Here is a 14,095-nt window from a genome sequence, read left to right as displayed (position 1 = left end):
AGCGTAAAATCGTGGTAAGACCTGCCGGGATTTAGTTGCAAATTTTTCAACATTTTATACACTACGAAAACCATCGCGAAAGCGAGTTTTGATAGGAAATTTAAGAGTATGAGCACTATCGAAGAACGCGTTAAGAAAATTATCGGCGAACAGCTGGGCGTTAAGCAGGAAGAAGTTACCAACAATGCTTCTTTCGTTGAAGACCTGGGCGCGGATTCTCTTGACACCGTTGAGCTGGTAATGGCTCTGGAAGAAGAGTTTGATACTGAGATTCCGGACGAAGAAGCTGAGAAAATCACCACCGTTCAGGCTGCCATTGATTACATCAACGGCCACCAGGCGTAAGTGAACATCTCCAGGCGGTCGTTCGACCGCCTGAGTTTTATCTTTTTGTCCCACTAGAATCATTTTTTCCCTCCCTGGAGGACAAACGTGTCTAAGCGTCGTGTAGTTGTGACCGGACTGGGCATGTTGTCTCCTGTCGGCAATACCGTAGAGTCTACCTGGAAAGCTCTGCTTGCCGGTCAGAGTGGCATCAGCCTAATCGACCATTTCGATACTAGCGCCTATGCAACGAAATTTGCTGGCTTAGTAAAGGATTTTAACTGTGAGGACATTATCTCGCGCAAAGAACAGCGCAAGATGGATGCCTTCATTCAATATGGAATTGTCGCTGGCGTTCAGGCCATGCAGGATTCTGGCCTTGAAATAACGGAAGAGAACGCAACCCGCATTGGTGCCGCAATTGGCTCCGGGATTGGCGGCCTCGGACTGATCGAAGAAAACCACACATCTCTGATGAACGGTGGTCCACGTAAGATCAGCCCATTCTTCGTTCCGTCAACGATTGTGAACATGGTGGCAGGTCACCTGACTATCATGTATGGCCTGCGTGGCCCAAGCATCTCTATCGCGACCGCCTGTACGTCTGGCGTGCATAACATTGGCCATGCTGCGCGTATTATCGCGTATGGCGATGCTGACGTGATGGTTGCAGGTGGCGCAGAGAAAGCCAGTACGCCGCTGGGCGTTGGTGGTTTCGGCGCGGCACGTGCATTATCTACCCGCAATGATAACCCGCAAGCGGCCAGCCGCCCGTGGGATAAAGAGCGTGATGGTTTCGTACTGGGCGATGGCGCCGGTATGCTGGTGCTCGAAGAGTACGAACACGCAAAAAAACGCGGTGCGAAAATTTACGCTGAACTTGTCGGCTTTGGTATGAGCAGCGATGCCTACCATATGACGTCGCCGCCGGAAAATGGCGCAGGCGCAGCACTGGCAATGGCGAATGCTTTGCGTGATGCAGGCATTGAAGCGAGCCAGATTGGCTACGTTAACGCGCACGGTACTTCAACGCCAGCAGGCGATAAGGCCGAAGCGCAGGCAGTGAAAACCATCTTCGGTGAAGCTGCAAGCCGTGTGCTGGTAAGTTCCACGAAATCCATGACTGGTCACCTGTTAGGTGCAGCGGGTGCAGTAGAGTCTATCTACTCCATCCTGGCCCTGCGCGATCAGGCTGTTCCGCCGACCATCAACCTGGATAACCCGGATGAAGGCTGCGACCTGGATTTTGTGCCGCATGAAGCGCGCCAGGTAAGCGGAATGGAGTACACCTTGTGTAACTCCTTCGGCTTCGGTGGCACTAACGGTTCGTTGATCTTTAAACGCGTTTAAAGATTCGCGAAGCAAATAAAAAAGCGGAACGCTCAGGCGCTCCGCTTTTTTTTGTCTTCCGATAGATTTACTGGTAGGTAAAAGAAAACTGCACAACCGTTTTAAACTCACCTGCCGTTACTACGCCAGTAGGAGTGTACAAGCGGGCAGAGAGTGGAAATATCACGCTATTCTGTGTGCTGTTAACGCCTACGGTCAATGCGCCCAGCGGCTGGATTTCAGTCAAATGGTCGCGCGTCATTATCTGCAACGCCATCCCTGTGGCATTTCCCAGACTGTTGCTAAATTTCGTTGGATCTACAGTATCTGCATCGCCACTGAATGATGCTGTAACCTGCGTAGTAGAAGCAGGGCAGCCGGAAAGCGACAGTTGGAAATCCTGCCATTCACTGGTACTGCCTACCGTTTTATAATCTACGGCGCGCGCCTGTTGAAACGTCACTGTCTGCGCTTTGGTATTCGTATCAACGGTACAGGCCGCCGCTACTACCGTTCCACTGAGATTAATATCTGCAGCGGGTGCCCCGGTAACCCACATGCATACCAGTGCGGGAATGTATTTGAGAACCTGTCGCGTCATGATGCCTTCCTGCATTTACTGGTAGGTAAAGGTTGCCTGAACCTGACCTTGAATAGAACCAGGCATCACGTTGCCTTTGGAGACCGCGCGAGAGCGCATCTTCAAATCGTAAGTGTGAGTACCAGGGATAATGACATTTTGCAGAGACGCACCGTTTTTAAATGACACATCGCCAGCCTGATTTGTAAGCTCCAGTTTTAGATTGGTTGCACCACCAGTATTTTTATAGTAATCGGTATCGGTATCAGTTGTGCCGGAAAAAGCCACGCTAAAAGAGGTGGTGGAGGCAGGGCAGTTAGTCAGGGAAAGGGTGAAATCTTTCCAGCTTGTAGCACTACCCGCTGTGGACAGACTATCGGCTAAAATATCATTACCCAGATTAACGTCTAATGACGGATTATTGCCATTCACAATGCATGGCGAAGCGATGACTAACCCTGTGATATTAATATCGACAGCATAACTGTTGATAGAAAATAAACTTACTAACGCAGCTGCTATTATACCAATCTTTTTATCCATAATAATATTCTCCTTTAGGTTCAGTTATAAGTCACGTCGAGTTGAAGCGCGGAGTTTACCTTTCCGGCAGTGACTGTATTTATATCGTCGATGAAATAACCAACTTTAAAATCAGGCAAATCGTAATTTCCTGAACCAATATAACTCGTTAATTTTTTAGGGCTGTTTAATTGGTTGTAGGGAGTATTATCGCCATTCATAAATCTTATATAGACATTTTTGGCATAATCATTACCGGTTTGTGCCTTCATAACGCCATTTGCCGCGTCATGTGTGCCGTAGGTTGCTGTGAATTTATAGTTGATGCTATCCATTGCTCCCGGGCAATTGGTTAAACTTATTTTTGGAACACTTGTCTCACCCTGGACACCATTAACTAAATCTTTGCCATAAAGCGTTGGCAGTTTTATCTCTTTTGGTGCCGTGATGGTGCAGGCCGTGTACTTTGGTTGACCGCTAGTACCCGAGCGGGCAGTAAACGTCTTACTGGTTCCATCGGGATTATGATAAGTCACCGTAACTGTAGGTGGAACAATCTGCCCGGCAGGCAAGAAGTCAGTCAGTCTGATAAGTTCATAGCGAACAATGAAGAATCCACCCGCGCCTGCACCGGAAAAATCCAGCCGGAATGGCGGGTTGAAAACCTTTATCGGTGTTGAGACGTCAGGCCTGTAAGTTACTTGATAGGCAATACCAATACCAGGGTTACTCGTTTTATAAACGGTAGCGCCATCATCTCCAGTAAAACCTGCTACCTCTTGCCCATTAATCGTCACTTCTGCATAAGCAGTACCCGACCCGCCCCCAGAAACTTTTAGCGACCAGTTCTGCCCCCAGTCATCAAACCAGGTTTTTCCCCCTACCTGCGCAGGAATACCGGTATTAGATAATATATATGGTTTGGTTGACGTATCAGCGGCGCTTAAATCAAATGTGGTTGCAGATACTATTACCGGGCTTGTTGCCATCCCAATGGCGGCAAACAGACGGAGGATAGTGGTGCGGCGGAAAGTTTTTTTTCCATTATGATTGAAAATTGTATATTGCATTATTTACAGACCCCGTTTGTCTGAATGACACCACCCGTTTGTGCGGTGACGGGTAAATTAAATGATACCTGGCAAGAGTCACCCACACCATTTCCCCACTTCACTTTTAGCGCACCGCTTTCTGGCATACCTGTGAGATATACCTGACCGTTATCGCCCACAATAAAGCCTTGTGCGCTGGTGCTCTTATCGATGGATGCCAGTGCGCCAAATGGTACTGCTGTTCCACCTGGTCGGGTTAAGTTTATGAGTACGCGCTTACCCACTTGTGTGTTGAAGGTGGCGCGTACAATTGCTCCACGGGTTGGTGTAACTGTTCTGCTGGAAATGGTGAGATCGGCATCATCAGGTAGTGTCTCGGTTTCCAGTGAAATGGCATTTTCCTTATATGCGTTGACGAACGGAACGATTGTGTAGCCACGGTAATCCGTTTTGACGCCAGTTTGGTTGGACACGCTAACCCCATTGGCACCAGGTGCCTGCACCAGGGCGACGGTTTCCCCTAACGACTGACTCAATGTAATACCGTCGGCATGTGCTACAACGCCACCTTCAATACCGTAGTTCACACGTTGCTGGTTTTGATCATAGCTGTAGGCTGCATTGAGTCTGGCGTAAGTTCCCTGGTAATCCACACTGGCGTAGCCGCCGTTACCCTCTCCATGGTTTGTTTGGCTTTCCTGCAAGCTCCAGTTCAAATTTTGTTGCTCGAGGGCACTGCCATTTAACCCAATTGAATGGTTGGTATTGCCTTTTTTACTGGTGTTCAGGTTATAACTTGCCGAACTATTACTTAGCCAACGATCGAGCGGAAGGCTGATACTCAGTGAGAGGATCTGATCTTCGTCGTAGATCGTCTGTCCATTATTATTGGCCGTGATGCTGCTGTTGCTCGTGTTGCGGTTATAACTGTAATTGATGTTGAAAGTAATGTTATTCCAGCTATTGCTATAGCCTGCGCCAATCGAACGCATCTTCCGATCGCTGTTCCAGTAATCTTCACTGATTGCGTTTAGCGAGAGGGAGCCATAGTTTAAACCGAGGTTTTGCGCGAGCAAAAATTCTGCGCGATTGCGCCGCCGATCGTCAGTCGTATTCTTGTTGCTATCACGCCAGGTATCCAGCACTTCCTGCAAGCTGTAGTAGCCAGATGTCGAGTAGCGATAACCAGATATCGAAATATTCGTGCCAGTCTCAAGGAAATTCTTGCTGTAACGAATTCGCCATGACTGACCTCCTATTTTGTCTTGATCCTGCTGCTGTGACCAGGCTTGTGCGACATCAACGGAAACTGCGCCTAAGGTACCGAAGTTTTTACCCAAACCGCCTAATAGCGATTGATAATGTTGAGAGAACTGACCGCCGCCATAGAGTGTGAAACCGGCTGGCAGGCCGTAGATAGCCGTGCTTTGTGTGAACCATGGCGTTTCAACATTGTTATCGTAGGGGCGATATTGTCCACTGGTCAGGCTATATTTCAGCCGGCCTTCACGTTGCAATATCGGTACGGATGCAAACGGAATAATCTGGTGCTGTTCACTGCCGTCGGCTTCTTTGACCGTGACATCCAGATCGCCGCTGCTGCCGGTAGGGTACATATCGGTAATTTCAAACGCACCCGGCGAGACATAAGTCTGATAAATGGTGTAGCCGTTCTGTTTGATAATCACCTGGGCATTGGTACGGGCGATTCCGCGTACCATAGGGGCATACCCGCGCATGCTATCAGGTAACATATCGTCATCGGAGGCTATTTGAGCGCCGCGAAAAGGCACGCTGTCAAACATGTCCGACGCGGAAGTGCTATCGCCGACGGTCAATTGGCTTTTCAGTGCGATAATATTACGCTGCGCGTAAGTATAAATTGAATCCCAGTTTTCCTGCTTATCTCCACCGGAGGTGTCTCGACTCCAGGTACTATAGTTACGCACTCGCCATGGGCCAATGTTGAGGCCGGGAAGCAGGTTGAGATAGTAGCTGTCGGTGTCTGTACCGTCGGAATTTCGCGTGGCGGTATTCGCGCCCGAGAAATTGTAGTTGAGCAGTAGCGCGTTTATGCCTTCATCAAGCCGTTCAGGGGGAACAAAGCCACGCACTGAATTGTTCATTGCGGCTTGTGGCACAGTGATCATCAATTGCTGACGGTTGAATATAAACTCAGTGCTGGCCATCGGAATGGCGGACAAATTGGCGCACTCGCTGCTGTTGTTCAGTTGTGGAAATTGTTCGGTACGAACACCAAATGTCTTTAACATTTCCGGGCTAATGCAAGGTTGTAATGAAGAATTTCCGTTCGTCTCTTTTTGCATCGTAAACGGAATATCATATGTGCCCTGAGCCATCTGGTTGATGATTATATCAACACGATAAGTCCCAGGCATTTGCCCAATTCCTTCGCTGAAAGAACTCAAATCGATTAGGTCTGTATTCGGGCCGTCAATACCGAGCAGGGCGGGGTTGAAATATTCGCGTGCAAATGCAGGATTAGACGCCGAAATTGAGCATTGCAAGGCAATAAAGCAAGCTATCTTGCTGAGAATTTTTCTTTTTTGTCTGACGTCTGCGGACATTCCGTTATCCTTCGGGTTAGAGTAAAAATTTACAACGTGGCGCGATGTTCGTTACCTGTGGAACCAAAATCTGAGATCAGTGTCCAGGTGACGTTGCCTGTCGCATTTGAAGGAATAGTGAAGCTCGCGCTATCCATTGGTGCAACATAAGTGGCGTCTTTGACCATCGTGTTACCAATGTTGACGGTGCTAAAGTTCATGTAATAGGGCGTTGGATTGGTGACGACCAACTGCTGACCATTCCGCCGCCAGGACAGCTTATCCGTTGACTTTTCCGGTACGTCAGACAGACCCACCGGGCGATAAATGAGTTTGATGCGTGTCTTTATCGCAATTTGTAACGTATTTGTGGTCGGTGTCGCTTCCGTCGCAGGAACCGTTTTTATATTCATCCAGTACATGGATTCACGATCGGTGGGTAAATTGTCACCGGTGTGAATAATTCGCAGCATGTTTTCTTCGTTTGCACCTAAACGGAACAATGGAGGTGTGATGATAAAAGAGGTTTTTTTGTTGTTGCTGTCATCCTCGTCAATCCATGACTGCACCAGGTATGAGTATTTGTCGGGATTTTTAATGTTTAGTGAGGTTTCTTTTTTCTCACCCTGATACACAACCCTTGTGCTGCCAATAATAACACCCGCATGCGCTATGTTTATGGTTAAAAATAATGCCGTAGCAATCAGTGTCTTTAATGATTTCATTAATTAACCTCGAAAGTAAAACCGGAATGCTCCGGTTTTACCTTAATAAAATGCGAGTATTAGTTATATGCCAGCGTAAAGTTCACGGTGCTGTTAGCAGTACCAGCGCTAACGACGGCGTCAGTTGCGATATAACGCGCAAAGAAGGTCAACTTAGCATCACCGGTTGCGCTAATGTTCTTAGCTTCGGAAGAGGTTGCTAACGGTAATGCAGTACCGGAGGCATTAAGTAGCTGGATAGCGACACCTTTAGCAACGCCAGCAGTACCGTAGCCAGTTAATTGAAGATAATCACCGTTAGTACTGTCCGGCGTGCCGTCGTATTTTACGACAACCGCTTTGCTTTTGAGAGCATCTGGGCAGTTGCTCAAAGCAAGGATAAAACGGGTATTTGCGGCAGTAGTACCTGCGCCATTAAATGCGGTTTTTGCAACATCGCCTAATTTAACTGTTTGAGGTGTAGTAAGAGTACTGTCTACAGTACAACCGGCTTCAATAATATTGCCAGTAAAATCGATTTTACCGTCATCTGCATAGGCGTTTGCGGAAAGCCCCACGGTTGTTGCTAAAGCCAGTGCGGCTAGTTTAACTTTCATTAACATTGTCCTTGTATTTGTTTATTTTCACAGCGAAAAATATTCACCATCCAGTGAACATTAAATGTCACAGGCTTTTTCATTATATTAATATTATTGCTTTTAACAAATTATTTCTTCTAAATGTATTTTTAAATTTATCTTAAATAATAATTTGTGTGTATATGTTGTGGAGAATTTGAATAATGATTTGGATGAATGTAAGGCGGCAGATGACATGATGTCACCTCGAACATTGATATGTTTTATTGAATGTGTGAATATATTGCAAGGATAAAACTGACAAACTTTCAGATGTAAGACACAAATGGTGAAAAATAATCTAAACTCTTGCCAAAATGGAAATTAAGCTGATTCAGTATATTTAAGTCCGGAGATAAAAATGCCTTTAATTAATGGGTATTGTAATGAAAATCTGCCAGTTGGCGATAGAAGTATTCAGTTTGGTGATGGATGTTTTACCACCGCGCGTATTGTTGACGGGCAAGTCGTGTTGCTGTCCTCCCATCTGTCTCGTCTTCGCGATGCGTGTTCGCGGTTAAATATTCTATATACAGATTGGGAACTCCTGGCAGACGAAATGCAATGTTTAGCACAAAAATCACAGAATGGTGTTCTGAAAGTGATCATTAGCCGAGGCTGTGGAGGTCGAGGATACAGTGCAGTCAGTTGCTATACACCAACCCGTATTTTGACTGTATCTGAATATCCAGAGCATTATGCCCGCTGGCGGCAAGAGGGCATTTCCCTAGCACTGAGCCCTGTACGTCTGGGGCGCAATCCTCATCTTGCAGGTATTAAACATCTGAATCGCCTTGAGCAAGTACTGATCCGCTCTCATCTTGAGCAGACAAACGCTGATGAGGCGCTGGTTCTTGACAGCGAAGGGTGGGTTACGGAATGCTGTGCGGCTAATTTGTTCTGGCGCAAGAACAACGTAGTTTATACGCCGCGTCTGGATCAGGCTGGTGTCAACGGCATTATGCGACAATTCTGTATTCGTTTACTGGCACAATCCTCTTATCAGGTTGTCGAAGTGCAAGCCACACTGGAAGAAGTGATGCAGGCGGATGAGATGATAGTTTGTAATGCGCTAATGCCGATTATCCCTGTACGCGCTTGTGACGATGTCTCCTTTTCGTCAACAACGCTATATGAATATTTAGCCCCACTTTGTGAGCACCCGAATTAGTCATGAAAAAAGTGTTATTGATTGTCTTGTTATTGCTGGTGGTACTGGGTATCGCCGCTGGTGTGGGCGTCTGGAAAGTTCGCCACCTTGCTGACAGCAAATTACTTATTAAAGAAGAGACTATATTTACCTTGAAACCGGGGACCGGGCGACGGGGGCTCGGTGAACAACTTTATGCCGATAAGATCATCAATCGCCCACGTGTATTTCAATGGTTGCTGCGTATCGAGCCGGATCTTTCTCATTTCAAAGCCGGTACTTACCGTTTTACACCACAGATGACCGTGCGCGAGATGCTGAAATTGCTGGAAAGCGGTAAAGAAGCGCAGTTCCCGCTACGCCTGGTGGAAGGGATGCGTCTGAGCGATTACCTCAAACAATTGCGTGAGGCACCGTATGTTAAGCACACGTTGAGCGACGATAAATACGCCACCGTGGCACAGGCGCTGGAGCTGGAAAACCCGGAGTGGATTGAAGGCTGGTTCTGGCCAGATACCTGGATGTATACCGCCAATACCACTGATGTCGCGTTACTCAAACGAGCGCACAAGAAAATGGTGAAAGCGGTCGATAGCGCCTGGGAAGGCCGTGCAGATGGGCTGCCCTATAAAGATAAAAACCAACTGGTGACCATGGCGTCGATTATCGAAAAAGAAACGGCCGTTGCCAGTGAACGCGATCAGGTTGCCTCGGTATTTATCAACCGTTTACGTATTGGCATGCGTCTGCAGACCGACCCGACGGTGATTTACGGGATGGGAGAGCGTTATAATGGCAAGCTCTCCCGTGCAGATCTGGAAGCACCAACAGCGTATAACACTTATACCATTACCGGTCTGCCGCCAGGCGCAATTGCAACGCCGGGGGCGGATTCGCTGAAGGCTGCTGCGCATCCGGCAAAAACGCCGTATCTCTATTTTGTGGCCGATGGTAAAGGCGGTCACACGTTTAATACCAATCTTGCCAGTCATAACAAGTCTGTGCAGGATTATCTGAAAGTGCTTAAGGAAAAAAATGCGCAGTAAGTATATCGTCATTGAAGGGCTGGAAGGTGCAGGCAAAACTACCGCGCGTAACGTGGTGGTCGAGACGCTTGAGCAACTGGGTATCCGTGACATGGTTTTCACTCGGGAACCTGGCGGCACGCAACTTGCCGAAAAGTTAAGAAGCCTGGTGCTGGATATCAAATCGGTAGGCGATGAAGTCATTACCGATAAAGCCGAAGTGCTGATGTTTTATGCCGCGCGCGTTCAGTTGGTCGAGACTGTCATCAAACCCGCGCTGGCTAATGGAACCTGGGTGATTGGCGATCGCCACGATCTCTCCACTCAGGCGTATCAGGGCGGTGGCCGTGGTATTGACCAGCATATGCTGGCAACGTTACGTGATGCCGTTCTTGGGGATTTTCGCCCTGACTTAACGCTCTATCTCGATGTTACCCCAGAAGTCGGCCTTAAGCGCGCACGTGCGCGTGGCGAGCTGGATCGCATTGAGCAAGAGTCTTTTGATTTCTTTAATCGTACCCGCGCCCGCTACCTGGAACTGGCCGCACAAGATAAAAGCATTCATACCATTGATGCTACCCAGCCGCTGGAAGCCGTTATGGACGCGATTCGCACCACCGTGACTCACTGGGTTAAGGAGCAGGACGCATGAGATGGTATCCATGGTTACGACCTGATTTCGAAAAACTGGTAGCCAGCTATCAGGCCGGAAGGGGTCACCATGCGCTACTGATTCAGGCGTTACCCAGTATGGGCGATGATGCCTTAATCTATGCTCTGAGCCGTTATTTACTTTGCCAACAACCGCAGGGCCACAAAAGCTGTGGTCACTGTCGTGGATGCCAGTTGATGCAGGCGGGGACACATCCCGATTATTACACTCTTGCACCTGAAAAAGGAAAGAACGCGCTGGGCATTGATGCTGTGCGTGAAGTCACTGAAAAATTGAATGAGCACGCACGATTAGGCGGTGCAAAAGTTGTCTGGGTCACCGATGCTGCCTTGCTGACCGATGCTGCTGCTAATGCCTTGCTGAAAACTCTGGAAGAGCCGCCAGCGGAAACCTGGTTTTTCCTCGCTACACGAGAAATTGAACGCTTACTGGCCACACTGCGCAGCCGTTGTCGCTTGCATTACCTTGCACCACCGCCAGAACAGTACGCGGTGAGCTGGCTTGCGCGTGAAGTGACAATGTCACCAGAGGCCATACTCACCGCATTGCGCCTGAGCGCCGGTTCGCCTGGTGCGGCGTTGGTGTTGTTTCAGGGAGATACCTGGCAGGCACGTGAGACTCTTTGTCAGGCGTTGGCACATAGCGTGCAATCTGGCGACTGGTATTCGATGTTGTCGGCACTTAATCACGAACAAGCTCCGGCGCGTTTACATTGGCTGGCAACTTTGTTGATGGATGCGCTCAAACGCCATTATGACGCCTCACACGTCACCAATGTTGATGTTCCTGGCGTTGTCACCGCGCTGGCAAACCAGCTTTCTCCCTCTCGCCTGCAGGCTATACTGGGGGATGTTTGCCAAAGTCGTGAACAGTTAATTTCTGTCACAGGCGTAAACCGCGAGCTTCTCATCACCGATCTTTTACTGCGTATTGAGCATTACCTGCAACCGGGCGTTGTGTTACCGGTTCCTCATCTTTAAGAGAGACATTATGTTTTTAGTCGACTCACACTGCCATCTTGATGGTCTGAATTATGAATCTTTGCATAAGGACGTGGATGACGTTCTGGCGAAAGCCGCCGCGCGCGATGTGAAATTTTGTCTGGCGGTTGCCACGACATTACCGGGTTACTTGCATATGCGAGATCTGGTAGGCGAACGTGACAACGTTGCATTTTCTTGCGGTGTACATCCGCTCAACCAGAACGATCCCTACGATGTGGAAGATTTACGCCGCCTGGCGGCAGAAGAGGGGGTTGTTGCGCTGGGTGAAACCGGGCTGGATTATTATTACACGCCGGAAACCAAAGTGCGTCAGCAAGAGTCCTTTATTCACCATATCCAGATTGGCCGCGAACTGAACAAACCGGTTATCGTTCATACGCGCGATGCCCGTGCCGATACGCTGGCAATTCTGCGCGAAGAAAGAGTGACGGATTGCGGTGGCGTACTACACTGTTTTACAGAGGACAGAGAAACAGCGGGCAAGTTACTGGATCTCGGATTTTACATCTCCTTCTCCGGCATTGTGACCTTCCGAAATGCGGAACAACTACGCGATGCCGCGCGCTATGTGCCTCTGGATCGGTTGTTGGTCGAAACTGACTCACCTTATCTGGCACCCGTACCGCATCGAGGAAAAGAGAATCAACCTGCGATGGTTCGTGACGTTGCAGAATACATGGCTGTGTTGAAAGGTGTTGCCGTTGAAGAACTGGCGCAGGTAACCACCGATAACTTCGCCCGTCTGTTTCACATCGACGCTTCCCGCCTTCAATCCATCTGTTGAATGAATTTTTTTTAAGCTCGTAATTAATGGGTAAAACGAGTAAAGTTCACCGCCGCAAATTGGGCGGTGGATAACCACGTTTGAAATATCTTGACATATGTTTTGTCAAAATGTGCAACTTCTCTCATGACCAGAAGTTGAAACGTGATAACCGTCAAACAAATCAACATTGAATTATTTTACTCTGTGTAATAAATAAGGGGCGCTTAGATGCCCTGTATACGGTAAGGCTCTCCCCCCTTGCCACGCGTGAGAACGTTAAAAAAGCACCCATACTCAGGAGCACTCTCAATTATGTTTAAGAATGCATTTGCTAACCTGCAAAAGGTCGGTAAATCGCTGATGCTGCCGGTATCCGTACTGCCTATCGCAGGTATTCTGCTGGGCGTCGGTTCCGCGAATTTCAGCTGGCTACCCGCCGTTGTATCGCATGTTATGGCAGAAGCAGGCGGTTCCGTCTTTGCAAACATGCCACTGATTTTTGCGATTGGTGTTGCCCTCGGCTTTACCAATAACGATGGCGTATCTGCGCTGGCCGCAGTTGTTGCCTATGGCATCATGGTAAAAACCATGGCCGTGGTTGCGCCGCTGGTACTACATTTACCTGCTGAAGAAATTGCCGCTAAACATCTGGCGGATACAGGCGTACTCGGGGGGATCATCTCCGGTGCGATTGCAGCGTACATGTTTAACCGTTTCTACCGTATTAAGCTGCCTGAGTATCTTGGCTTCTTTGCCGGTAAACGCTTTGTGCCGATCATTTCTGGCCTGGCTGCCATCTTTACTGGCGTTGTGCTGTCCTTCATTTGGCCGCCAATTGGTTCCGCAATCCAGACCTTCTCCCAGTGGGCTGCTTACCAGAACCCGGTAGTTGCGTTTGGTATCTACGGCTTCATCGAACGCTGCCTGGTACCGTTTGGTCTGCACCACATCTGGAACGTACCTTTCCAGATGCAGATTGGTGAATACACCAATGCCGCAGGTCAGGTGTTCCACGGCGATATTCCGCGTTATATGGCGGGTGACCCGACTGCGGGTAAACTGTCTGGCGGCTTCCTGTTCAAAATGTACGGTCTGCCGGCTGCCGCGATTGCTATCTGGCACTCTGCTAAACCAGAAAACCGCGCTAAAGTGGGCGGTATCATGATCTCCGCGGCACTGACCTCGTTCCTGACCGGTATCACCGAGCCGATCGAGTTCTCCTTCATGTTCGTTGCGCCGATCCTGTACATCATCCACGCGATTTTGGCAGGTCTGGCATTCCCAATCTGTATTCTGCTGGGGATGCGTGACGGTACTTCGTTCTCGCACGGTCTGATTGACTTTATCGTACTGTCTGGTAACAGCAGCAACCTGTGGCTGTTCCCGATTGTCGGTATCGGTTATGCGATTGTTTACTACACTATCTTCCGCGTGCTGATTAAAGCTCTGGATCTGAAAACGCCGGGCCGTGAAGACGCAACTGAAGATGCGAAAGCAACCGGTACTAGCGAAATGGCACCGGCTCTGGTTGCCGCATTTGGCGGTAAAGAAAACATCACTAACCTCGACGCATGTATTACCCGTTTGCGCGTCAGCGTTGCTGATGTGTCCAAAGTGGATCAGGCTGGCCTGAAAAAACTGGGCGCAGCGGGCGTAGTGGTTGCTGGTTCTGGTGTTCAGGCGATTTTCGGTACTAAATCCGATAACCTGAAAACTGAAATGGATGAGTACATCCGTAACCACTAATCCGTAAGATGTTGG

The 14,095-nt window shown here is 48.7% G+C and carries 14 protein-coding genes; 8 read left to right on the top strand and 6 right to left on the bottom strand.

All coding sequences use genetic code 11. The annotated features are described in order from the left end of the window. The first annotated feature begins 108 nt into the window (after window positions 1-108). Both acpP and fabF read left to right on the top strand, forming a co-directional pair. Window positions 109-345 carry an acyl carrier protein gene (acpP, locus tag C1192_RS06800; protein WP_000103754.1) on the top strand — a complete coding sequence of 79 codons (237 nt, stop codon included), beginning with the start codon at window positions 109-111 and terminating at the stop codon, window positions 343-345. 87 nt (window positions 346-432) lie between these two features. Further along, window positions 433-1,674 (top strand): beta-ketoacyl-ACP synthase II, encoded by a 1,242-nt coding sequence (gene fabF, locus C1192_RS06795; protein WP_000044680.1) that lies wholly within the window; start codon window positions 433-435, stop codon window positions 1,672-1,674. A gap of 67 nt (window positions 1,675-1,741) precedes the next feature. On the opposite strand, the gene C1192_RS06790 is transcribed toward fabF, so the two are convergent. From C1192_RS06790 to C1192_RS06765, 6 genes are read right to left on the bottom strand one after another with little or no spacing between them, the layout of a single operon-like run. After that, window positions 1,742-2,254, bottom strand: coding sequence for a fimbrial protein (locus C1192_RS06790; RefSeq protein ID WP_038354434.1), 513 nt, complete (start codon window positions 2,252-2,254; stop codon window positions 1,742-1,744). 15 nt (window positions 2,255-2,269) lie between these two features. Beyond that, the gene (locus tag C1192_RS06785; protein WP_038354433.1) at window positions 2,270-2,776 is read right to left on the bottom strand and encodes a fimbrial protein; all 507 of its coding nucleotides are present in this window, start codon (window positions 2,774-2,776) and stop codon (window positions 2,270-2,272) included. 20 nt (window positions 2,777-2,796) lie between these two features. Beyond that, window positions 2,797-3,825, bottom strand: a complete 1,029-nt coding sequence (locus C1192_RS06780) for a fimbrial protein (protein ID WP_072041559.1) — start codon at window positions 3,823-3,825, stop codon at window positions 2,797-2,799. Then, window positions 3,825-6,395, bottom strand: a complete 2,571-nt coding sequence (locus C1192_RS06775; RefSeq protein ID WP_038354432.1) for a fimbria/pilus outer membrane usher protein — start codon at window positions 6,393-6,395, stop codon at window positions 3,825-3,827. Before C1192_RS06775 ends, C1192_RS06780 begins: the two co-directional genes overlap by 1 nt. A 29-nt stretch (window positions 6,396-6,424) precedes the next feature. Beyond that, window positions 6,425-7,099, bottom strand: a complete 675-nt coding sequence (locus tag C1192_RS06770; protein WP_038354431.1) for a fimbrial biogenesis chaperone — start codon at window positions 7,097-7,099, stop codon at window positions 6,425-6,427. Between the two features lie 59 nt (window positions 7,100-7,158). Then, entirely contained in the window at window positions 7,159-7,695 is a 537-nt protein-coding gene (locus tag C1192_RS06765) for a fimbrial protein (RefSeq protein ID WP_038354430.1), read from the bottom strand. A 382-nt stretch (window positions 7,696-8,077) separates the two neighbouring features. Here C1192_RS06765 and pabC point away from each other — a divergent pair, with 382 nt between their 5' ends. From pabC to ptsG, 6 genes are all read left to right on the top strand, one after another. Further along, window positions 8,078-8,887, top strand: a complete 810-nt coding sequence (pabC, locus tag C1192_RS06760) for an aminodeoxychorismate lyase (protein WP_038354429.1) — start codon at window positions 8,078-8,080, stop codon at window positions 8,885-8,887. Between the two features lie 2 nt (window positions 8,888-8,889). Beyond that, the gene (gene yceG, locus C1192_RS06755; protein WP_000756887.1) at window positions 8,890-9,912 is read left to right on the top strand and encodes a cell division protein YceG; all 1,023 of its coding nucleotides are present in this window, start codon (window positions 8,890-8,892) and stop codon (window positions 9,910-9,912) included. Then, a complete protein-coding gene (gene tmk, locus C1192_RS06750; protein WP_001257001.1) occupies window positions 9,902-10,543 on the top strand; it encodes a dTMP kinase in 642 nt (213 codons plus the stop codon). Before yceG ends, tmk begins: the two co-directional genes overlap by 11 nt. Then, window positions 10,540-11,544: a DNA polymerase III subunit delta' gene (holB, locus tag C1192_RS06745; protein ID WP_038354428.1), complete on the top strand. Its 1,005-nt coding sequence runs from the start codon at window positions 10,540-10,542 to the stop codon at window positions 11,542-11,544. Before tmk ends, holB begins: the two co-directional genes overlap by 4 nt. Before the next feature lie 10 nt (window positions 11,545-11,554). Further along, window positions 11,555-12,352, top strand: a complete 798-nt coding sequence (locus C1192_RS06740) for a metal-dependent hydrolase (RefSeq protein WP_000480281.1) — start codon at window positions 11,555-11,557, stop codon at window positions 12,350-12,352. A 294-nt stretch (window positions 12,353-12,646) separates the two neighbouring features. Further along, a complete protein-coding gene (gene ptsG, locus C1192_RS06735) occupies window positions 12,647-14,080 on the top strand; it encodes a PTS glucose transporter subunit IIBC (RefSeq protein WP_000475699.1) in 1,434 nt (477 codons plus the stop codon). Window positions 14,081-14,095: the final 15 nt, after the last annotated feature.

Source organism: Escherichia marmotae, assembly GCF_002900365.1.
Lineage (GTDB): Bacteria > Pseudomonadota > Gammaproteobacteria > Enterobacterales > Enterobacteriaceae > Escherichia > Escherichia marmotae.
This window is presented reverse-complemented; position numbering and strand designations above follow the sequence as displayed.

Excerpts from the sequence above, each read along its gene's own strand:
- acpP (WP_000103754.1), top strand. The coding sequence starts at position 109 with ATGAGCACTATCGAAGAACGCGTTAAGAAAATTATCGGCGAACAGCTG.
- C1192_RS06790 (WP_038354434.1), bottom strand. The coding sequence starts at position 2,254 with ATGACGCGACAGGTTCTCAAATACATTCCCGCACTGGTATGCATGTGG.
- C1192_RS06785 (WP_038354433.1), bottom strand. The coding sequence starts at position 2,776 with ATGGATAAAAAGATTGGTATAATAGCAGCTGCGTTAGTAAGTTTATTT.
- C1192_RS06780 (WP_072041559.1), bottom strand. The coding sequence starts at position 3,825 with ATGCAATATACAATTTTCAATCATAATGGAAAAAAAACTTTCCGCCGC.
- C1192_RS06775 (WP_038354432.1), bottom strand. The coding sequence starts at position 6,395 with ATGTCCGCAGACGTCAGACAAAAAAGAAAAATTCTCAGCAAGATAGCT.
- C1192_RS06770 (WP_038354431.1), bottom strand. The coding sequence starts at position 7,099 with ATGAAATCATTAAAGACACTGATTGCTACGGCATTATTTTTAACCATA.
- C1192_RS06765 (WP_038354430.1), bottom strand. The coding sequence starts at position 7,695 with ATGAAAGTTAAACTAGCCGCACTGGCTTTAGCAACAACCGTGGGGCTT.
- pabC (WP_038354429.1), top strand. The coding sequence starts at position 8,078 with ATGCCTTTAATTAATGGGTATTGTAATGAAAATCTGCCAGTTGGCGAT.
- yceG (WP_000756887.1), top strand. The coding sequence starts at position 8,890 with ATGAAAAAAGTGTTATTGATTGTCTTGTTATTGCTGGTGGTACTGGGT.
- tmk (WP_001257001.1), top strand. The coding sequence starts at position 9,902 with ATGCGCAGTAAGTATATCGTCATTGAAGGGCTGGAAGGTGCAGGCAAA.
- holB (WP_038354428.1), top strand. The coding sequence starts at position 10,540 with ATGAGATGGTATCCATGGTTACGACCTGATTTCGAAAAACTGGTAGCC.
- C1192_RS06740 (WP_000480281.1), top strand. The coding sequence starts at position 11,555 with ATGTTTTTAGTCGACTCACACTGCCATCTTGATGGTCTGAATTATGAA.
- ptsG (WP_000475699.1), top strand. The coding sequence starts at position 12,647 with ATGTTTAAGAATGCATTTGCTAACCTGCAAAAGGTCGGTAAATCGCTG.